This is a genomic window from Micromonospora sp. C81, from assembly GCF_018070425.1.
Lineage (GTDB): Bacteria > Actinomycetota > Actinomycetes > Mycobacteriales > Micromonosporaceae > Micromonospora > Micromonospora zamorensis.
In genome coordinates this window covers 150,141-170,521 of record NZ_JAGPXS010000010.1, presented here as the reverse complement: position 1 = coordinate 170,521, position 20,381 = coordinate 150,141, and the positions used below count along the sequence as shown (strand labels likewise).

Annotated in this window: 15 protein-coding genes; 2 read left to right on the top strand and 13 right to left on the bottom strand. The window is 69.2% G+C overall.

The genetic code is table 11. The features are described 5' to 3' along the window. Window positions 1–2 precede the first annotated feature (2 nt). Both KBX46_RS18495 and KBX46_RS18490 read right to left on the bottom strand, forming a co-directional pair. A complete protein-coding gene (locus KBX46_RS18495; protein ID WP_088947080.1) occupies window positions 3–974 on the bottom strand; it encodes an ABC transporter permease in 972 nt (323 codons plus the stop codon). Next, entirely contained in the window at window positions 971–2,482 is a 1,512-nt protein-coding gene (locus tag KBX46_RS18490; protein WP_210793413.1) for a sugar ABC transporter ATP-binding protein, read from the bottom strand. The genes KBX46_RS18495 and KBX46_RS18490 overlap by 4 nt, the downstream gene beginning before the upstream one ends. A gap of 523 nt (window positions 2,483–3,005) precedes the next feature. On the opposite strand from KBX46_RS18490, the gene KBX46_RS18485 reads away from it, so the two are divergent. Then, window positions 3,006–6,551, top strand: a complete 3,546-nt coding sequence (locus KBX46_RS18485) for a ThuA domain-containing protein (protein ID WP_210793412.1) — start codon at window positions 3,006–3,008, stop codon at window positions 6,549–6,551. A gap of 111 nt (window positions 6,552–6,662) precedes the next feature. On the opposite strand, the gene KBX46_RS18480 is transcribed toward KBX46_RS18485, so the two are convergent. The 8 genes from KBX46_RS18480 to KBX46_RS18445 form a co-directional block, all read right to left on the bottom strand. Then, window positions 6,663–7,643 (bottom strand): aldo/keto reductase, encoded by a 981-nt coding sequence (locus KBX46_RS18480; RefSeq protein ID WP_308159586.1) that lies wholly within the window; start codon window positions 7,641–7,643, stop codon window positions 6,663–6,665. Then, window positions 7,640–8,518, bottom strand: coding sequence for an amidohydrolase (locus KBX46_RS18475; protein ID WP_210793410.1), 879 nt, complete (start codon window positions 8,516–8,518; stop codon window positions 7,640–7,642). Before KBX46_RS18475 ends, KBX46_RS18480 begins: the two co-directional genes overlap by 4 nt. Continuing rightward, on the bottom strand, window positions 8,515–9,276 hold the full coding sequence (locus tag KBX46_RS18470) for an SDR family NAD(P)-dependent oxidoreductase (RefSeq protein WP_210793409.1): 762 nt from the start codon (window positions 9,274–9,276) through the stop codon (window positions 8,515–8,517). Before KBX46_RS18470 ends, KBX46_RS18475 begins: the two co-directional genes overlap by 4 nt. Next, entirely contained in the window at window positions 9,273–10,298 is a 1,026-nt protein-coding gene (locus tag KBX46_RS18465) for a zinc-binding dehydrogenase (RefSeq protein WP_210793408.1), read from the bottom strand. Before KBX46_RS18465 ends, KBX46_RS18470 begins: the two co-directional genes overlap by 4 nt. 105 nt (window positions 10,299–10,403) lie before the next feature. Then, window positions 10,404–11,627, bottom strand: coding sequence for a mandelate racemase/muconate lactonizing enzyme family protein (locus KBX46_RS18460; RefSeq protein WP_099851741.1), 1,224 nt, complete (start codon window positions 11,625–11,627; stop codon window positions 10,404–10,406). 1 nt (window position 11,628) lies between these two features. Next, window positions 11,629–12,456, bottom strand: coding sequence for a carbohydrate ABC transporter permease (locus KBX46_RS18455; RefSeq protein ID WP_088947072.1), 828 nt, complete (start codon window positions 12,454–12,456; stop codon window positions 11,629–11,631). After that, window positions 12,456–13,436, bottom strand: a complete 981-nt coding sequence (locus KBX46_RS18450) for a carbohydrate ABC transporter permease (protein WP_172861986.1) — start codon at window positions 13,434–13,436, stop codon at window positions 12,456–12,458. The genes KBX46_RS18455 and KBX46_RS18450 overlap by 1 nt, the downstream gene beginning before the upstream one ends. 4 nt (window positions 13,437–13,440) lie before the next feature. Beyond that, entirely contained in the window at window positions 13,441–14,706 is a 1,266-nt protein-coding gene (locus KBX46_RS18445; protein ID WP_210793407.1) for an ABC transporter substrate-binding protein, read from the bottom strand. Between the two features lie 147 nt (window positions 14,707–14,853). Here KBX46_RS18445 and KBX46_RS18440 point away from each other — a divergent pair, with 147 nt between their 5' ends. Beyond that, entirely contained in the window at window positions 14,854–15,624 is a 771-nt protein-coding gene (locus KBX46_RS18440) for a FadR/GntR family transcriptional regulator (RefSeq protein ID WP_088947070.1), read from the top strand. Between the two features lie 99 nt (window positions 15,625–15,723). Here the strand turns inward: KBX46_RS18440 and KBX46_RS18435 are convergent, their stop codons facing one another. From KBX46_RS18435 to KBX46_RS18425, 3 genes are all read right to left on the bottom strand, one after another. Continuing rightward, a complete protein-coding gene (locus tag KBX46_RS18435) occupies window positions 15,724–17,109 on the bottom strand; it encodes an RICIN domain-containing protein (protein ID WP_210793406.1) in 1,386 nt (461 codons plus the stop codon). Between the two features lie 225 nt (window positions 17,110–17,334). After that, the gene (locus KBX46_RS18430) at window positions 17,335–18,801 is read right to left on the bottom strand and encodes an endo-1,4-beta-xylanase (RefSeq protein ID WP_088947068.1); all 1,467 of its coding nucleotides are present in this window, start codon (window positions 18,799–18,801) and stop codon (window positions 17,335–17,337) included. A 454-nt stretch (window positions 18,802–19,255) separates the two neighbouring features. After that, window positions 19,256–20,263 carry a PaaX family transcriptional regulator C-terminal domain-containing protein gene (locus KBX46_RS18425; RefSeq protein WP_210793405.1) on the bottom strand — a complete coding sequence of 336 codons (1,008 nt, stop codon included), beginning with the start codon at window positions 20,261–20,263 and terminating at the stop codon, window positions 19,256–19,258. Between the last annotated feature and the right edge of the window lie 118 nt (window positions 20,264–20,381).

Sequence of the window (20,381 nt, the reverse complement as noted above, 5' to 3'; positions counted from 1 at the left end):
GGTCAGGCCGCCTTTCGCATGGCCCTGCGGGCGTAGACGGCGACCGCGGCGATGATGATGACGCCCCGGATCACCTGCTTGAAGAAGGCATCCACCTCGAGCTGGTTGAAGATGGCGTCGATGCTGGCGAGCAGCAGCACCCCACCGACGGTGCCGATGACACCGCCGCGCCCGCCGGCGAGGGCGGTCCCGCCGATCACCACGGCGGCGATCGACTCCAGGTCGTAGAGACCTTCGGTGCCCACCCGGGGAGCGCCCGAACCGAGCCGACTGGCCAGGTAGATACCGGCGAGGCCGGCACACATCGAGCAGAGCACATGGGCGGTGACCAGGATCCGGTCGTTGCGGACACCCGAGAGCCGGGCCACCTCCGGGTCGCCGCCGACGGCGACCAGGTGATGGCCGAAGCGGGTCCGCGAGAGCGCGAACCAGGCCGCCGCCGTCACGGCGATCAGCAACAGGAACGACAGTGGCACCGGGCCGACGCGCTGGTAGCCGAGAGACTGCACGAGCGTGGGCGAGGTCGTGCCGGCCGGGCCGTCGTAGCCGTTGTCGAGGTAACCCTTGAGCAGCAGCCCGACGCCGAGGGTCGCGATGAACGCGTTGACCCGGAACTTGGTGACGAGGAGCCCGTTGAGCAGCCCGACACCGGCGCTGACGGCGAGCGCCAGGCCGATCGCCGGCACCAACGCGCCGTCGCTGCCGTTCATCGTCTCGGCCGCGACGAGGGTGCTGAGGCTGATCACGTACGCCACCGACAGGTCGAGCGAGCCACCCAGGATGACCAGGGTCTGTCCGACGGCGACGAGTCCGAGGCCGGCGGCGACGTGCAGCAGACTCACCGTCGTGGACTGGTTGAACAGCTGACCGCCGTCGACGAGGACGACCAGCCAGCCGATCGCGAGGGTGAGGGTCAGGGCCACGAAGACGCCCGGTACGGGACGGCGGGCCGGAAGGAGCGACAGGGCGCTCATGCAGCTGCCTCCCGCGCGGTCCCGACCGCCAACGCGACGACGTCCTCCTCGGACGCGCCGGCGGGCAACTCGCCCACGATGCGGCCGTCGCGCAGGACGACGATCCGGTCACTCATCCCCAGCAGCTCCGGCAGGTCGGACGAGATCATCAACACGGCCGCGCCGTCGCGGGCGAGACGGCGGACGAGATCGTGGATGGCGGACTTCGCGCCCACGTCGATGCCCCGGGTCGGCTCGTCGAAGAGCAGGATCCGCGGGTTGAGCGCGAGCCATCGGGCCAGCACGACCTTCTGCTGGTTGCCCCCGGACAGAAAGCGGATCTCCTGGTCGTCGCCGGCGCCACGAACCTCCACGGCGGCGAGCAGCTCGCGGGCGCGGACGGTGCGGGCGGCGTGGCCGGAGCGGATCGCGAACACGGCCCGGCTGGCGAGCAGCGTGTTGTCGAGGACCGACTGTCGGGGGACGATCCCCTCGCCCTTGCGGTCCTCGGTGACGTAGGCGATGCCGGCCCGCATCGCGGTGCGTGGCGAGCGCAGCCGCACCGGCCTGCCGTCGAGCGTGACCTCGCCGGTCGTGAACGGCGACACCCCGAAGAGCGCGCGGGCGAGCGCCGAACGCCCGGAGCCCTGCAGGCCGCCGACCCCGAGCACCTCGCCGGCACGCAACTCGAGGTTGACGCCGCGCAGCTTCCGGTTTCCCGCGTCGCGGACGGTGACCCGCACCGGGCCCAGGTCGTCGGGGCTGGCCCGGTCGGGGTAGTAGCTGGAGAGCTCGCGGCCGACCATGTGCCGCACCAACTGGTCGGCGGTGGTGTCCGCCGTGTCCACTGTGGTCACCCGACGGCCGTCCTTCAGGACGGTGATCCGACTGGACAGGTCGAAGACCTCGGCGAGCCGGTGCGAGACGTACAGCAGGCCGATGCCCCTCTCCTGGAGTCGGCGCACCAACCCGTAGAGCAGCTCGACCTCGTGGTCCGCCAGCGAGGCGGTCGGCTCGTCCATGATGAGCAGCCGCGCGTCCAGGGCGAGCGCCTTGGCGATCTCGACGACCTGCTGCTGCGCGACACCGAGCTGCCCCACCCGGGCGTCCGCCGGCAACGTGGTCTCCCCGATCGAGGCGAGCAGCCGCGTGGTGCGGTCGAGCATCGCCCGGCGGTCGACCAACCCGCGGCGGACCGGCTCGTGGCCGAGGTAGACGTTCTCGGCGACGGTGCGCTCCGGGAGCAGGTTGAACTCCTGGTGGATGATGCCGACGCCGGCCTGTTGCGCGTCTCGCGGGCCACGGAACACCCGGGGTTCCCCGGCGAACTCGACAGTGCCCTCGTCCGGCGAGTATCCGCCCGAGACGATCTTCATGAGGGTCGACTTCCCTGCGCCGTTCTCACCGACGACGGCGTGGACCTCGCCTGGCGCCACATCGAGGTCGACTTCGCCGAGAACGCGTACTCCGAGGAAGGACTTGCCGATACCCCGAAGGGTGAGCAGCGGCACCGGCCGCGAGTCTGACATCCCGAGTGCCCTCACAGACAGTAGTTATCGACAGCGTTCAATGCCACACTACGGCGACTTTGAAGCGCTGGACATCAAACTTTCGTAGGAACGGAGGCGGCTTACGTTCGCGTGTTGCAAACATTCTCTTGACATCCGCGAAACATCACACGTATGAAGATAGATGTTTGGATGCGGGTCCGCAATCCTCGATCTAGGCCGACTCCCAGGCCGGTCCATGATCGACAGTGGCACCGCAGCCAGGGAGCCGCTCACGGCCGTCGTCCACCGGGCAGGACATCGGATGTTACCCTCGCTGATTGACACCCATCGATCTCTAGCTCATCCTGACCTCGTGGGCCACGGGACGACAACCACGGCCATCATCACGCTGTGTGACGTCCTGCCGGTCTGACTGCCGTTTCGGCGAACGGCACGAGGACAGCCCAGCGCGCGCTCGTGCCCGCCCAGGCGTCCAGGCAGAACCTGACGCACCGTAGGGCCCGTGATCGCACCCCCACCACCGCACAACCTAGGAGACGGCATGCGTCGCAATACATTGATCATCGCGGTGATCGCCGGCCTGTTACTGTCGCTCGGACTCGCCCCACCCGCATCGGCGGCCCCGGCCTTCCGCGCCCTGCTGTTCACCAAGACCGCCGGCTACCGGCACGACTCGATCCCCGCCGGAATCGCCATGTTCCAGCAGCAGGCGGCGGCGAACAACTTCGAGCTGGTGGCGACCGAGGACTCCAGCGTCTTCACCGCCAGCAACCTGGCGACCTTCGACGTCATCATCATGTTCCAGACCTCCGGCATGGTCTGGACCTCGGCGGCGCAGCGCCAGGCGGTGGAGGGCTACCTCGCCAGCGGCAAGGGCATCGTCGGCGTCCACAACGCCACCGACATGGGCATCGAGTCGGAGTACCCGTGGTGGGACCAGACCATCAACGGCGGCGCCCACATGCCCGAACACTCCCCGGGCGTGCTGCCCGGCACCGCCATCGTCGCCGACAAGCAGCACCCGTCGACGGCCGGTCTGCCGGATCGCTGGAACCGCAGCGAGGAGTGGTACAACTTCGACACCAACCCGCGCGGCAACGTGCACGTCCTGGTGACCGCCGACGAGCGCACGTACAACCCGGGGTCCCGGGCGATGGGCCCGGACCACCCGATCTCCTGGTGCCGCAACGCCGGTGGTGGGCGGGTGTGGGCCACCGCGATGGGCCACGCGATCGCCTCGTACAGCGAGACGAACTTCCGCAACCACGTCCTCGGTGGCGTCCGGTGGGCCGCCGGCAGCGTCGCCGGCGACTGCGGCGGCACCGTCTGGGGCAACTTCGAGAAGCGCACCCTCGACGACAACACCGTCGACCCGATGGCGATGGCAGTGGCCCCCGACGGGCGGGTGCTCTACGCCCAACGCGGCGGGCAACTGAAGATCTTCAAGCCCTCCACCAACAGCACTGTCACCGCCGGCACGCTGAGCGTCTACACCGGCGGCGAGGACGGTCTCACCGGCATGGCGCTGGACCCCAACTTCGCCACCAACGGGTACGTGTACCTGTACCACTCGCCGGCGAGCAGCACGACCGACGTCAACCGCGTCTCCCGTTACACGCTCTCCGGCGACACGTTGAACATGTCCAGCGGTGTGACGATCATCGACATCCCGGCCTACCGTGACCGGACGTTCCCGGAGCCCGGCCACACCGGCGGGTACATCGAGTTCGGTCCGGACGGCAACCTCTACATCGGCACCGGCGACGACACGCCGCCGAACCTCGACCCCAACTGGCAGGGCTATGCCCCGCTGGACTGGCGGTCGGGCAAGTCCAACCTCGACGCCGCCAGGACCGCCGGCAACACCAACGACCTGCGTGGCAAGCTGCTGCGCATCCGCCCCGGTGCCAGCGGCAGCTACACCATCCCGACCGGCAACCTGTACCCGCAGGGCACCGCGCAGACCAAGCCGGAAATCTACGCGATGGGCTTCCGCAACCCGTTCCGCTTCTCGATCGACCCCGCCAACGGCTGGGTCTACCTGGCCGACTACGGGCCGGACCGCAACCCGCCCACCACCAACCGCGGCCCCGAGGGCCTGGTCGAGCTCAACGTGATCAAGACGCCCGGCAACTACGGGTGGCCGTTCTGCCACGGCGACAACCAGCCCTACGCGCCGTTCAACCCGGACACCGGCGTCGTCGGCTCGAAGTTCAACTGCTCGGCACCGGTCAACAACTCCCCCAACAACACCGGCCTGACCAGCCTGAAGCCGGTCGTCGCACCCAACATGTGGTACGGCTACGGCACCTCGCCGACCTTCCCGGAGCTCGGCTCCGGCGGCTCCGCGCCGATGGGCGGGCCGGTCTACCGGTACGACCCCGCGAACCCGTCCGCGACGAAGTTCCCGCCCTACTACGACGGCGTCCACTTCTTCTACGAGTGGTCGCGCAGCTACATCAAGGAGGTGCACTTCGACTCCGCCTCGGCGGTGACCCGCACCAACCCGTTCCTGCCCACGGCCCGGTTCAACAAGCCGATGGACATGGAGTTCGGCAAGGACGGCTCGCTCTACCTGCTGGAGTGGGGCACCAACTTCGGTGGCGGCAACAGCGACTCCGGGCTCTACCGGGTCGACTACATCCAGGGCGGCCGATCGCCGATCGCCAAGGCCACCGGCACGCCCACCAGTGGCACCGCCCCGCTCACCGTCCAGTTCAGCAGCGCGGGCACGGCCGACCCGGACCCCGGCAACACGCTGAGCTACCAGTGGACGTTCGGCGACGGCACCAGCTCCACGGCCGCGAATCCGTCGAAGGTGTACACCGCCAACGGCAACTACACAGCGCAGTTGAAGGTCACCGACAACACCGGTAAGACGGGCTTCGCCAACGTCCAGATCACCGTCGGCAACAGCGCCCCGGTGGTCACCATCACCACACCATCCAACGGCGGCATGCTCACCTTCGGTGACAAGGTGTCGTACCAGATCACCGTGACCGACCCGGACGGCGGCACTGTCGACTGCTCGAAGGTGGTCCTCAACCCCGCGCTCGGTCACGACGACCACGCGCACGAGACCACCGAGTACCCGGGCTGCTCGGGCACCATCTCCACCGACCTGCTCGGTGGTCATCCGGACGGCGCCAACCTGTTCTACGTGCTGAACGCGCGCTACACCGACAGCGGTGGCGCGGGGGGCGCGGCACCGCTCACCGGCACCGCGCAGGCCATCCTCCAACCGAAGCACAAGCAGTCCGAGTACTTCAGCAGCCAGTCCGGCATCCGGGTCGTCGACCAGGCGGCTGCGGAGAGCACCAAGCGCGTCGGTGACATCTCCACCAACGACTGGATCGCGTTCAGCCCGATGAGCCTGTCGGGCATCTCGACGGTCAGCTACCGGGTGTCGTCGCCGTCCGGTGGCGGCACGATCGAGCTGCGCGCCGGCTCGCCGACCGGCACCCTGCTGGCCACCACCACGGTGCCCAGTACGGGCGGCTGGGACAACTACCAGTCCACGACTCCGGTGAGCGTCGCCGCGCTCAGCGGGACACAGACGCTCTACATGGTGTTCAAGAACAGCAACAACTCGTTCGATCTGGACTCGCACACCTTCGGCGGCAACGGCGTCGGAACACCCGGAACCGGCGGTGGCGTGGCGGGGAAGACCTGGACGGTCACGGCCCAGCACAGCGGCAAGCTGATGGACGTCAGCGGTGTCTCCACCGCCGACGGCGCTCAGATCACCCAGTGGGCGGCCACCGGGGGCAACAACCAGAAGTGGCAGGCCGTCGACGCCGGTAGCGGTGCGGTCTACCTCAAGGCCGTGCACAGCGGCAAGTGCGTCGAGGTGGTCGGCAGCTCCACGGCGGCGGGTGCCTTCCTCCAGCAGGCCACCTGCAACAACGGCAACCAGCAGAAGTTCACCGCGACCGCGACGGGAACCTCCGGGGTCTACACGGTGCGCAGCGTGCTGAGCGGGCTGTGCGTGGACGTCAACGGCGCCGCCACCACCGACGGCGCCCGACTGTTGCAGTGGACCTGCCACAGTGCGGCCAACCAGCAGTGGCGGTTCACGGCGGTGTGACCCGCGGCTGTCGCCGTAGCGAATGACGTCCCGGTCGGGACCGGTATCCGATGAGCGGAGCCGGTTCCGGCCGGGACGTCGTCGTCAGGCTGAGAGGGAGAGAGCGTCGCCCTAGTGCGCCGTGGCGAGCAGCCCCGCCGCCGCCAACGCGTCCCAGAGTTCCTCCGCCACGACGGCCTCCGAGCGTCGCACCGCCTCGGCGACCTGGGAGGTGTTGCGCACACCGACCACCGTCGACACCACCGCCGGATGCCGGCGGACGAAGGCAAGTGCCGCCTGCGACAGGGTGACGCCGTACGTCTCGCAGACCGTCGCGATCCGCCGCGCCCGCTCGATCAACTCTGCCGGGGCCTGCTGGTAGTTGTAGACCGCGTCAGCCGGCGGCCGGTCCCGCGACAGCAGCCCCGAGTTGTAGACACCTGCGATGACCACGCCCACCCCGCGACTCTGGGCGGCGGGCATCAGGTCATCGGCCGCGCCCTGCTCCAGCAGGGTGTACCGCCCGGCGCACATCATCACGTCGACGTCGGCTTCCCGCACGAACCGGGCCAGCATCTCCGACTGGTTCATGCCGGCGCCGATGGCACCCACCACGCCCTGGTCACGCAGCTCGACCAGGGCCGGCACGGCTTCATCGGCGGCCCACTCCCAGTGGTCGTCCGGGTCGTGGAGGTAGACGATGTCGATCCGGTCCAGCCCGGTGCGATCCAGGCTGGCCTCGATCGAGCGAAGGACGCCGTCGCGGCTGAAGTCCCACACCCGCCGGTGGCTCGCGGGGACATCGAACCCGTCGGAGTCCCGCAGGTGGGCGTCCTGCGGCGACGGCACCAGCAGTCGCCCGACCTTCGTCGACACGACGTACTCGTCGCGCGGGCGGTGCCGCAACGCGGCGCCGAGTCGGCGCTCGGACAGACCGAGCCCGTAGTGCGGCGCGGTGTCGTAGTACCGGACGCCCGCCTTCCACGCGGTGTCGACCGCCGACGCGAACTCCTCGTCCGTCGTGGCCCGGTACAGGTTGCCACCCTGGGCCGCACCGAAGCCCAGCTCGGTGAGACGCACCTCCGGGCGACGCGGCAGTGCTCGCACCCTCACGACGCCTCCAACCGATAGACGCGCCGCGCCGTGTCCCCCCAGAGCAGCGCCTGGTCGGCCTCGTCGTGGTCGCCCAGCAACTCCGCCAGCGCCTCGACCCATCGCGGGTACGAGCTGGCGAGCAGACATACCGGCCAGTCCGAGCCGTACATCAGTCGGTCCGGTCCGAACGTGTCGAGCGCGCCCTCGACGGCCGGTCGGAGGTCTTCCGTCGTCCAGGGCGACCGCTCCACTTCCGTCACCAGACCGGAGAGCTTCGCCGTCGTGTTCGGCGAGGCCGCCAACGCCCGCAGACCGCGAGTCCACTCGGTCATCTCCGGACGGCCCAACGCGGGCTTGCCCAGATGGTCGAGCACGAAGCGCACCTCCGGCAGGTCGTGCGCCAGGCGTGCGGCCATGGGCAGCTGGTGTTGGCGGACCAGCAGGTCGAAGACCAGGCCGGCCGCGCCGACCGCCGCGATCCCCCGGCGGACGTCCGGGCGGTCCAGGTACGCCGGGTCGGTCTCGCTCTGTACGAGGTGGCGGATGCCGACGAGGCGTTCCCCGCCCGGTGCGGCCCGCAGGCGTCCGAGGCGCTGGGCGACGTCGTCGGCGGTCAGGTCCACCCAGCCGACGACACCACGGACGAGGGTGTCCCCGGCCGCGACAGCCAGCAGGTCCACCGTCTCCGCCTCCGAGGCGATGGACTGCACCACCACGGTCGCGGTGACCCCGGCGGCCCGGGCCACCGGCGCGAGATCCGCGGGTTCGAAGTCGGCGTCGATGGCCGCCATGGTCACCGGGTCGATCCACGGCTGGGGGTGCCGTGCGCGGACCCAGAGGTGGTGGTGCGCGTCGACGATCCCGGCTCGTCCGGGCACCTCTGCGCCCGTCATCGGCCCAGCCAGCCGCCGTCGACGGGCAGGACGATTCCGTTGACGTAGTCGGATGCCGCCGACGCCAGGAACACCGCGGCGCCACCGAGGTCGTCGGCCCGGCCCCACCGACCCGCCGGGATCCGGGTGAGGATCGCCGGGGCACGGTCGGGGTCGTCGCGCAGCGCCTGGGTGTTGTCGGTGGCGATGTAGCCGGGGGCGATGGCGTTGACGTTCACCCCGTGGGCCGCCCACTCGTTCGCCAGCGCCTTGGTCAGACCGGCCACCCCCGACTTGGACGCGGCGTAGCCGGGGACGGTGATGCCACCCTGGAAACTCAGCAGCGACGCCGTGAAGATGATCTTTCCTCGGCCCCGCTCGACCATCGTCCGGCCGATCTCCCGGCTCAGGACGAACTGGCTGCTGAGGTTCACCTCGATCACGTGGTCCCACATCTCGTCCGGGTGCTCCGCGGCCGGAGTACGGGCGATCGTGCCGCCGTTGTTCACCAGGATGTCGATCGGCCCGAGAGCGGTGATGTCCCGGGCCAGCCGGTGCACGGCCGCGCGGTCGCCGAGGTCGGCCCGCAGCGCGGTGAACCCGCGGCCTGCTGCCCGCACCCGGCGTTCCACCTCGCTGCCGGTCGCTTCGAGCTGGGCGGAGACCCCGACGATGTCGGCACCGGCCAGGGCCAGGGCCTCGGCCATGGCGAGGCCGATGCCGCGCCGTGCCCCGGTCACGACGGCGGTCCGTCCGGACAGGTCGAACAGGGCGCTCACTGGTCGCCCTCCCGCAGGTCGAGCAGCACCTTCATGACGCCGCCACCTTCCAGGGCCGTGAAGGCGTCGGCGGCCGCCTGGACCGGTTCGACACGGGAGATGAGCTGTCGCGCCGGGATCGCGCCCGAGGCGACCAACCGGATCGCCTCCACCATGTCGTCGCGCTGGTAGAGCCGGGCACCCAGGAGTTCCAGCTCGCGCCAGAAGAACCGGTGCAGGTTCACCTCGCGAGGCTTGGGGTGGATCGCCACCATCACCAGCCGACCCCGGGTGGTGAGGACGTCGACCGCCGTGGTGACGCCGGCCGCGGAGCCGGACACCTCGAAGGCGATGTCGGCGCCCGCGCCGTCGGTGCGGTCGTTGACCAGTGCCACGACATCGGTCGATCCCGGGTCGACGGCCTCGATCCCGATCCCGCCCGCCACCTCGCGGCGGAACGGGTCCGGCTCGACGAGGAGCACCCGTGCGCCGCGGCTCAGCGCGACGGTGGCGATGAGGACACCTACCGGTCCACCGCCGACCACGACCACCTGGTCGTCGGCGGTCACGTTCCCCCGCCGGACGTCGTGCACGGCGACCGCGACCGGCTCGACGAGCGCCGCGTGGTCGAGCGGCAACTCCTCGGGCAGCGGCAGGACCAGCTCCACCGGCACGTTCCAGGAGGACTGCATGGCGCCCGGTGAGTCGATGCCGAGGAAGTTCATGGCGTGGCAGACGTGGGAGTTGCCGCGCTCGCAGGCGGCGCACTGCCCGCACGGCCGGGTCGGCATCACGGTGACGGGCTGGCCGACGCTCCAGCCGTCGACGTCCTCGCCGAGGGCCGCGATCCGCCCGGACATCTCGTGGCCGATGATCGCGGAGTCACCGACCCGGGCGTCCATGTCCCCGTGATAGATGTGCAGGTCCGTGCCGCAGATTCCGGTGTAGGCCACCTCGATCCGCACCTGGCCGCGACCGGGTGGCACCGGTTCGCGTTCTTCGATTCCGAGGTGACGCGCCCCCCGGTAGACGACTGCCTTCATCGATCCTCCGTCTCGACGGTCGGTACGTCGGTCGTGCCGACCGGCATGGTCATGGGTGCACCGCCGTGGCGGTGCACCCACGCTCCCTTTGATGTGGTGGTCAGCTCAGTGCCGCGCGGTGGGTGCCACGTCGTTGTGCGAGTTCAGCGACACGACGGGCACCTGGCGGCCGGGGACGATGCCGTCGACCCCGGCCAGCAGCCGACGGCCGGCGCGCTCCGGCCGGACGTTGGGGCTGTCGGCCGTCTGCGGCTGCGGGCGGCGGTTGGCGGCACGGATTAGCTCCTCGTCGACCCGGACACCCAGCCCGGGTGAGTCGCCGAGGACGAAGGCACCGTCCTCGACGTGCAGGTCGATGGAGACCCCGACCGGTCGGTGCAGGTCCTGCAGCTCGCTGGTCAGATGGTTCGGCACCGAGGTCGCGGCGTGCAGCAGCCCGATCGGGCTGTTGCCGATCGGGCTGACCGGCAGGTCGTGGGCGTGTGCCAGGGCGGACGCCCGCAGGAAGTGGGTGACCCCCCAGACGGCGGCCATCTGGACGACGTCGACCGCGCCGGCGGCGATCAGCGGGCGGTACTGTTCGAGCCCGGTGAGGTTTTCCCCGGTGGCGACCGACGCGCGCACTCCTCTGCTCACCGCGGCGTTGCCCTCGGCGTCCCAGCGTCGGACGGGCTCCTCGATCCAGATGAGGTCCAGGCTGCGTTCGAGTTCGCAGACGTGCCGAACGGCCTGTTTGCGGGTCCATGCCTCGTTCACGTCGAGCATCAGACCCGGCCGCCGGCCGTGGCCGGCCTCGGTCAGGACGTCCCGGACCAGGCAGAGCCGGTGCCGGTCGCGCTCGATGTCGAGGCCACCCTTGAGCTTGGCGGCCCGCAGGCCGTGGCTGGCGTAGACCTCGTACTCGGAGACGAGCTCGTCGTCGGTCAGCCCGATGTCCAGGCCGGACGCGTAGGCGGGAACGCGCCGGTCACGTCCGCCCAGCAGCCGCCACAACGGCTCACCGGCGGCCTGCGCCTTGATGTCCCAGAGTGCGGTGTCGAGAGCGCCGATGGTGCCGAACACCGGGCCCGCGTGGCCCGCCTTGAACGTGTGCCGCAACATGCGGTCGTAGAGGGTCGTCACCGCGCGCGGGTCCTCGCCCTCGATGGCGGCGAAGACCCGTTCGATCTCGACGTGCGGCCCGAGGCCGACGCCCGAGATGCCCTCGTCGGTGTCGACGACGACGATCGAGACCGGGACCACCCCGTCGGCGAAGACGCCGTTGGCATCGCCGACCGGCCGCCCCCATTCCTGGACCGTGGTGAGCGTCCGATATCCCGTGATGCGCATGTCAACCCTTCGTGGAACCGGCGGCTACACCGTCGGCAATTTGGCGCTGGAGGAACAGGTAGACCAACAGGACGGGTATCGCGGCGATCAGCACCCCGGAGGCGAAGGTGGGGATGTTGTCGGAGTACTGCCCGCGCAGCGAGGTCACCCCGATCATCAGCGTCCGGTGTTCGGCCGACGGCATCATCACCAGTGCCATGAGGACGTCGTTCCAGCAGAACAGGGCGTTGAGGATGCCGACCGACAGCAGCGCCGGGGTGCCCAGGGGCAGCATGATCCGGCGGTACACGCCGTACACGGTGTTGCCGTCGATCCGGGCCGCGTCGACGATCTCCGACGGGATGCCCTTGTAGTAGCTCGTCATCAGGAAGACGGTGAAGGGCAGGAACTGGGCCACGTAGACCAGGATCAGGCCCGGGTACGTGTCGATGAGCGCGGTGTCGGCCATGATCCGGGCGAGCGGCACCATGATCACCTGGAACGGGATGAAGAGCCCCGCGAGGCAGCCCAGGAACAACGCCGACGAGCCACGGAACCGCAACTGGCTCAGGGCGAAGCCGGCCATCGACCCGAGCAGCAGCAGCAGGAGCACCGACGCCGTCACCACGAACAGCGAGTTGACGAAGTAGCGGCCCATCCCGACGCTGTTCCACGCCGTGCTGATGTTCTCCCAACGCAGAGCGTCGGTCAGGGAGAACCGGTCGAGGATGTAGTCACGGCGCGTCTTCATCGCGACGTTGGCGGTGAACAGCAGGGGGTAGATCGTCGCCAGGGCGAGCAACGACATGGGGATGGCGATCAGCCACCAGCCCAGGCGGAGGCGAGACATCAATCCTCCTTTCCGGATCGTTCGAGCAGCTTGATCTGCAACAGCCCCACCACGAGCATGATCATGAAGAGGATCGTCGACGCGGCCGACGCGAGAGCGGGACGGTTCATCTGGCCCTGCTGCTTCCAGATGTAGAACTCCGGCAGGTACGTCGACCCCTCCGGCCCGCCGCTGGTCATGACGTAGAGCAGCCCGAACATCGAGGTCAGCATCCCGATCATCGTGGTCACGAAGACGAACTGGATGGTGCGCGAGAGGCTCGGGACGATCACGTGCCAGACCACCTGGCGCAGCGACGCCCCGTCCACGCGGGCGGCGTCCAGCAGCGCGGGGTCCAGCGTGGCGAACCCGGCGAGGAACACCACCAAGGCCATGCCGAAGGTGGCCCAGATGTGCACGCCGACCACCATGAACATCGCGATGCCCGGGTCACCGAGCCAGTCGATCGGATCGACACCGACCGAGGAGAGGACGGCGTTGAGGGGGCCGTCGAAGGCGAGCAGCAGGTTGAAGATCGCACCGACGATGACCGGTGAGAGCACCGCGGGAAAGAAGTAGACGCTGCGGTAGAAGCGGTGACCGGGCACCCGCAGGTAGATGAACGTCGCGAGCAGACCGGGGATCGCCACCGCCACCGGCAGCAGCAGCACCAGCAGCCCGACGTTCTTCAGCGCGGTCTGGAACAGCGGGTCGGCGAAGAGCTCCCGATAGTTGCCGAAACCGACAGCCGTCCCGTTCTGCGCACCGTCGCCGGTGAAGGAGAAGTTGACCCCGAGGATCAGCGGGTAGAGCCGCAGCAGCACGATGATCAGGACGGCTGGGGCGACCAGGATGTAGGGGGCGAAGCGTTCCGCGCGCAGCCCGCCCCGGTCGGGACGGGGGCGTACGCCACCCCGGTGCGCGGCGGGGGTGCCCGCCGCCCCGCCGGCCCGTCCGGCCGGAGCCAGACGGACCGACGGTTGCGTGTTTCCGATTGGCACGAGGTCAGCCCGCCTGGTCGGAAGCGGCCAACTGCTTCACCACCTCGTCGACGGTGATCGAACCGCTGAGCAGTTGCTGGGAGAGGCGGCCCATCAGGTCGAGCGTCTTCGAGGAGAGCGCGACGTGCAGCGCGGGCTTGCCACTCTTCAGCTCGTTGACGATCGTGGAGACCGCCGGCCCGCCCTGCGACACGTCGATGGTGGTGTCGGCGGCGATCGCGCCGGCGTCGGCGTAGAACGCCTTCAGCGCGTCGGCCGAACTCAGGGAGCGCACCAGGTCGGCGGCCACCTTCGGGTCCTTCGTCCACTTGGCGACCGCGTAGCCGATGCCACCGTCGTACGGGAGGCTCGGGGTGGTGCCGGCGGTGACGACCGGGGCCTTCATGACGCCGAGCTTCTCCGGGGTGAGGAACTCGTTGAAGTCCTGCCAGTGCCCCACGTCCGACATCAGGCCCATGACGTGCGCGGCCTTGCCGGACTGGAAGAGTGCGAAGGAGTCGTTGAACATAGCGGTCGAGTTGGCCCCGTCGCTGTTCATCTTCTTCTCACCGGTCTCCTTCCAGAGTTGGAAGACCCGCTTGACGTTTGCCGAGTTCCAGTCGCGCTTGCCGGTGATCCAGGCGTCGTACTCCGCGGCGGTGAGGGTGGTCGAGCCCATGCTGGAGAGCCAGAACTGGATGCCGACGCCCTCCTTGTTGCCGAGGGCGAAGCACTTGGAGCCGGCCTTGGCGATGGCGGCGCAGTCGGCGACGAACTTGTCCCACGTGGTGGCCGGGCTCGCCGGGTCGAGGTTCGCCTTCTGGTAGACCGCCTTGTTGTAGTAGATGGGGTAACCCTGCAGCGTCACCGGTGCGGCGTAGGTCTTGCCGTCCTTGGCGAACGCCTCCCAGCCGGCCAACCGCTGCTTGTCCTCGGCCACGTAGTCGTCGAGCGGCACCAGCGCGTCCACCCGGTCGCGGATCTGGCCACCGCCGTTGAACAGCATGACGTCCGGGCCCTTGCCGGACTGGATGGCCGCACCGAGCAGCGTGTAGTACTGGTCGAAGGGCTGCGCGACGAACTCGACAGTGACGTTGGCGTGCTTCTTCTTGAAGTCGGCCTTCGCCTTGTCCAGGTACGACTTCGCGAACGGCTCGCCGGACTTCCAGTCCCACACCACCAACTTGTCGTCCGAGCCGCCGCTGGACTTGCCCGAATCGCTGGCACTGCCACAGCCGGCCAAGGCCAGTCCCACAACGAGGACGGCCGACCACATTGCGCGCTGTCTCATCAGTTGTCACCTCTGAACGTGGGGTGGCCGACGGGCGGGCCGCCATGCCATTGTTGATCGGAAAGTAACTCGTATGACGTGTGACGTCAATAGTCGGCCGTAGACTGATGTCGACGTCGTGCCACGGCGAGCCATTCGGAGGGGGACATGACGCCAGCGCAGGAGACAGCCCTGAACAATCCGGGGACCCCGGAGTGGGTGCGTCGACCGACCAACCTCGCCAGGGCGGTCACCGCCGAACTCGTGCAGCGCATCGTCCGTGGCGTCCACCCGTCCGGGACGTCCCTGCCACCCGAACCGGTCCTCTGCGACACCTTCTCCGTGAGCCGGACCGTCGTCCGGGAAGCCGTCAAGATCCTTCAGGAGAAGGGGTTGGTGCAGGTCCGCCAGGGTGCCGGCACCATGGTCACCCCACCGTCACACTGGGACATGCTCGACGAGCTCGTCCTCGCGGCCACCATCGCCGAGGACGACAGCCTCGCCATTCTCGACGACCTCGTCGTCACCCGGCGGGTGCTGGAGTCCGACATGGCGAACGTGGCCGCCCGCCTCGCCGACGCCGAGACCGTCGACCGGCTGCGCGCCATGGTGGACCGGATGGACGAGCTCGTCGACGACCACGTCACGTACCACGACCATGACCGGGCCTTCCACGACACGATCATGCAGGCATCCGGGAACCGCATCGCCCGCGGCGTCGTGCGGGCACTGGAAAGCCAGGTCATCAACACCGCCCGCTACATGGGCCGCACCGAACGCTCGCTGTGCGTGGCATCCAACAAGGGCCACCGACGCATCTACGAGCGCATCGCCGCCCACGACTCCGAGGGCGCCGCCCAGGCGATGTTCACCCACATCACCGAGGCCTGGCTGGTCCGCCGCAGCGGCTCGGGCAAGCCGGTACGTCTTCAGCGCTGAAGGGCGCAGCTCCAACGCTGAGGGCGGCAGCGCCTGCTCCCGCGATCTCGGAGCAGGCGCCACCGCCGATGTCAGCGCCGGCCTCGCCGGCGACCGGGATCAGGAGAACTGCGCGAAGAACCTCCAGATCTCACCCTTGGTCCAGGTCGTGATGCCGCTCTCGGCGTAGGTGCCGTCGACCGGACCGGGCATGTGACCGTTGTCGTACGCCGCCCACTGCACCGGGTATCCGGACCGGCAGCCCGAGTAGGTGGTCGTGATGTGGGTGCGGCTGCCCGCGCCCGGCTCGGGCGGGTTCTGCGCGGTGCACCCGTTGTTGCGGACGAACGTGTCCCGCAACGACCGCCCCTGGGAGATGCTCAGGACGTTGTCCGAGATGCCGTGCAATCCGAAGTACGCGATGGGCTGCGTGCCGCCGCTGCAGCCACTGATCTGCCCGCCGGAGATGACCGCGACGGCCCGGAAGACGGTGGGCCGCGCGCAGGCGATGGCGTAGCTCATGCCGCCGCCCCAGCTGAAGCCGAGGGCGAAGCGCTGCCTCGGGTTGACGCAGAGGCTGCTCTCGATCCGGGTGATCATGTCATCGACGAAGGTGATGTCCTCACCGCCGGCGTTGCCCCAACCGTTGCCGAACCCCTGGGGCGCGACCAGGATCGCGCTGTTGTTCGACTGCTCCTGCTGCCCGTAGTAGGACCACGGGGTCCCGCTCGTGCCGCCGGAGGAGATCTCCTGCATGGTGCCGCCTCGCCAGTGGAACGCGAAGATCAGCCGGTACGGGTTGCTGTTGTTGTAGTTCGCGGGCACCCGCAGGATGAAGGTGCGGCTCTTGCCGTTGGTCTGGATCGTGTGCGTGCCACTGGAGAGCGTCGGCGCCTTGCCGCACCCGCTGCCGCCCGTCGGCGGCGGGTTGCCGCTGTCCGTGGGGACGAGTTGCCACTGCTGGTTGGCGCCACCCCAGTCGGCGTACTGCACGATGTTGCCACCGTCGGCGGTGGACGCTCCCTGCACCTCGACGGCCTTGCCGCTGTGCCGGCTGATCAGCCGCACATGGCCGCCGTCGGAGTCGGCCAGCCGGAACTGCTGGTTGGTCCCGTTGAGGTCGGACCACTGCACGATCGCTCCGCCGTCGGCGGTCGAGAAGTTGCTGACGTCGAGGACCTTGCCCGAGTGCCGGGACTTCAGCCGGTAGAAGCCTCCCCCGGAGTCCACGAACTGCCATTGCTGGTTCGCGCCGTTGTTCCGGGTCCACTGGCTGATCCGTGCGCCGTCGTTGGTGGCCGAGCCGTACAGGTCCAACGCCTTGCCGCTGTTGCGATTGACCAGGACGTACCAGGCGTTGGTGTCCACGGTCGCCGCAGAGGCGGGGGCCGCGTTGACCGCGACGAGCGTGCTGGCCGCCATGACCGCGGCCGCCGCTGCGGCCAAGCCTGACCGCCAGCGACGTCTCCGTGGAGAGGCGGGACGAGCCTCACCGATGGCCTTCATGGTCCACTCCTTCGATCGGGGTCATCCACGAGCAGAACGCACGCGGGTGCCCTGGCGTGCGTGCCGACGTCTGGTGGTGGCGTCAGCACGTCTGGGGGGATGGGTGCGGGCGAGATGCGGCAGGCGGCGACCGGAGGCCGCGCGTGCGGCACCTCGACGAGGAGGATTGCGGCGGCCCGCCCTCCGGGCGGGCCGCCATCCCTGTCACCTACGGCGTTGCGGTCACTATCCGATGCGGACCAGCTGCCACTGCTGGTTGCTGCCACCCCAGTCGGCGTACTGGACGATGTTGCCGCCGTCGGCGGTGGACGCGCCCTGCACCTCGACGGCCTTGCCGCTGTTGCGGTTGATCACACGCACGTAGCCATCGGATGACTGGGCGAGCCGGAACTGCTGGTTGGTGCCGTTGCCGTCGCTCCACTGCACGATCGCCGCGCCGTCGGCGGTGGAAAAGTTGTAGACGTCGAGCACCTTGCTGGAGTTCCGCGACTTCAGCCGGTAGTAGCCGCCGCCCGAGTCGACGAACTGCCACTGCTGGTTCACGCCGTTGTTGCGCGTCCACTGGCTGATTCGCGCCCCGTCAGTGGTCGCGTTGGCGTACACGTCCAGGGCCTTGCCGCTGTTGCGATTCAGCAGGACGTACCAGGCACTGGTGTCCACCCCGGAGCCCGGCGGAGGCGTGGTCGGCGGGGTCGAGCCGGAGTTGAGCGCGTCCAGGACGGCCGTGTACGCGGCCTTCTTGTTGCCGTTGCAGTCGAACAGCAGGGCGTTGTCCGAACCCCGCCACGAGTCACAGTCGCGCACGCCCCAGGTGGTGATGCCGGTGCAGCGCGAGACGGCCAGGCAGGCGCGGGTGACCGAGCCGTAGATGTTGGCCTGGTTGCCGCCGGTCATCACGTCCAGCTCGGTGATCTGCACGTCCACACCGAGGTCGGCGAAACGCTGCAGGTTGGCCTGGTAGTCACCGGCCAACGACGTGCCCAGGTGCGACTGGAAACCCACACAATCGATCGGCACCCCACGGGACTTGAAGTCCCGCACCATGTTGTAGATGCCCGTCGACTTCGCGTTGATCCCATCGGTGTTGTAGTCGTTGTAACACAACTTCGCACCCGGATCCGCCGCCCGCGCCGCCCGGAACGCCGCCTCGATCCAGTCGTTACCGGTGCGCTGCAGGTTCGAATCACGACGCCCACCACTGCCACCGTCGGCGAACGCCTCGTTCACCACATCCCACGAATGGATCTTGCCCCGGAAATGCGTCGCCACCTGCGTCACATGGTTGATCGCCGCGTTCCGCAACGCGCTACCCGACATCCCCTGCGCCCAGCCCGGCTGCTGCTGATACCACAACAACGCATGACCCCGCACGCTCATCCCGTTGGCCTGCGCATGACTGACCAACCGATCACCACCGCCATAGTTGAACTGACCCTGCTGCGGCTCGGTGGCGTCCCACTTCATCTCGTTCTCGGCCACGACACTGTTGAACTCACGGTTCAGGATGGTCGTGTACGCACTGGTGGAGAGCTTGCCCGTCGCGACGGCCGCACCGAAATAGCGGCCCTTCTCCGCCGCCGCGGCCTTCAAGGTCGTGCCAGCGGCGGCTGCGGGATTCAGCGCCACGGTCATACCGGTGGTGAGGGCGACGGCGAGGGTCGCTGCCGCCAGCATCTTTCTCATGGGCTTCATGTCGTTCCTTTTCAGTGGTTGCATCGGTGGTGGTGATGTGCCACTTCACTCGGGACAGATGGCCGAGCCGGCCATCCTGGCCACCAGGCGTCGGCGCGCCCGGTCCGAGAGGACTGCCGGCACCTGCCGGGTCCCGAGGTGACGTCCGCATGCCCTGGGGACGTCGCGATCGGAGGTACGACCCGTGCGGCTCGCCCGGTGAGCCACCACAACGATCGGCCTCTATATCGAGAGTGAGCGATAACATGTCGTTCGTCAAGACGTAACGAGCCGTTCACGCCCATCTCCCGGAACGCCGCGTTTCGCCCGGTACCAACGGGCCCGCAGCAGCCGTGCTCAGCAGCCACGCGACCAGGCGGACGAGCCGCAGCGCCGCGCCGCCGGGGTGCTGCCGTACGGCGACGCTGTTATCGCTCACAGTCGTCAGCCGAAGACGACCGTCGACTTCTCGCGGTTACGGGCAACCGGTGGCCGGGCCGCCCGGGGCCGGCTGCGCCGGGCCCGCGTCGACCCGCAGTCCGGCGAGGATGTCGGCAGTGGTGTGCGCCTCGATGCCGGGCTGGGCGGCATCGGTGAAACGGGCGACGACCGCCCGTACGTGTCGTTCGGCGGGTGCGGCGAGGCCGTCGTAGACGGCCGCGAACAACTCGCGGGCCGGCCGCCTGAGCCATCCGTCCGGAAGGAGTTCCACGGGCAGTTGCGGGTCGAGAACGGGAAAACGGCGGAAGGTGTCCATGATCTCGGTACGGGCCCGCACAGCGGCGGCTCCGTCGACCGCCCCGGACGCCACCGGGGGCAACAGTGGCGTCCAGCGCCGGAGGAACTCCTCGTAGCTGCGACTGATCGCCTCGACGTCCCAGGCCTCGATCGGGGCACGGTGACCGGTCGAGTCGAGCGCGACCTGCCGTCCGCGAAACACCGTGACAGCACCGTGGGTGAGCTGGTCGAGCTGGGCCCGAGCGGGAGCGGTCAGTTCGCGGGGCGAGATCCACAACCCGTCGTACAACGGCGCGTATCCGAGCCAGCGGAGCTGGGCGCGCAGGGCCCGTCGCTGCGTGCTCAGGCCCTGGGGCAGCGAGAAGGCGACGACCGTCCAGCACCCGTCCCACAGTGCCGCGGCCGTGGTGGAGGTGATGATCCAGTGGCCGCCGGCGGAGAGGTTGGCGGCGGCCGCCCGGCTGAGCCGGTAGGAACTGCGCCGCCCCAGCCGACTGCCCTCCAGGACGCCACGACGGGCCAGCCGGCTGATCGCGGTACGCGCCCCGGCCGTGGTCACGCCGGTCTCGGCGAGCAGCTCCACGATGGCGGCGGACGGGAGGGCAGCCCTGGTCCGCAGCGTGTAGTCCGCCAGCAGGGTCACCGCGACGCCCTGGGGTGAGTTGCCCACCTGCCGCCGGGGCAGTCGGAGTGGCTGGTCTCCGTCGTCCGGATATATCTCGTCGATGTCGAACGGGCTTGCCACAGGCGCTCCGTGCTCCTCAGGGACGGTGTGACGACTGTAGACGGACCGCCGCCGAGCCGGGCTGCGGTAGCCGCCCTCGATAGAGAAGCTTCGATTGACACTTGTGGGTCCTCGGGGG

Excerpts from the sequence above, each read along its gene's own strand:
- KBX46_RS18495 (WP_088947080.1), bottom strand. The coding sequence starts at position 974 with ATGAGCGCCCTGTCGCTCCTTCCGGCCCGCCGTCCCGTACCGGGCGTC.
- KBX46_RS18490 (WP_210793413.1), bottom strand. The coding sequence starts at position 2,482 with ATGTCAGACTCGCGGCCGGTGCCGCTGCTCACCCTTCGGGGTATCGGC.
- KBX46_RS18485 (WP_210793412.1), top strand. The coding sequence starts at position 3,006 with ATGCGTCGCAATACATTGATCATCGCGGTGATCGCCGGCCTGTTACTG.
- KBX46_RS18475 (WP_210793410.1), bottom strand. The coding sequence starts at position 8,518 with ATGACGGGCGCAGAGGTGCCCGGACGAGCCGGGATCGTCGACGCGCAC.
- KBX46_RS18465 (WP_210793408.1), bottom strand. The coding sequence starts at position 10,298 with ATGAAGGCAGTCGTCTACCGGGGGGCGCGTCACCTCGGAATCGAAGAA.
- KBX46_RS18460 (WP_099851741.1), bottom strand. The coding sequence starts at position 11,627 with ATGCGCATCACGGGATATCGGACGCTCACCACGGTCCAGGAATGGGGG.
- KBX46_RS18455 (WP_088947072.1), bottom strand. The coding sequence starts at position 12,456 with ATGTCTCGCCTCCGCCTGGGCTGGTGGCTGATCGCCATCCCCATGTCG.
- KBX46_RS18445 (WP_210793407.1), bottom strand. The coding sequence starts at position 14,706 with ATGAGACAGCGCGCAATGTGGTCGGCCGTCCTCGTTGTGGGACTGGCC.
- KBX46_RS18440 (WP_088947070.1), top strand. The coding sequence starts at position 14,854 with ATGACGCCAGCGCAGGAGACAGCCCTGAACAATCCGGGGACCCCGGAG.
- KBX46_RS18435 (WP_210793406.1), bottom strand. The coding sequence starts at position 17,109 with ATGAAGGCCATCGGTGAGGCTCGTCCCGCCTCTCCACGGAGACGTCGC.
- KBX46_RS18430 (WP_088947068.1), bottom strand. The coding sequence starts at position 18,801 with ATGAAGCCCATGAGAAAGATGCTGGCGGCAGCGACCCTCGCCGTCGCC.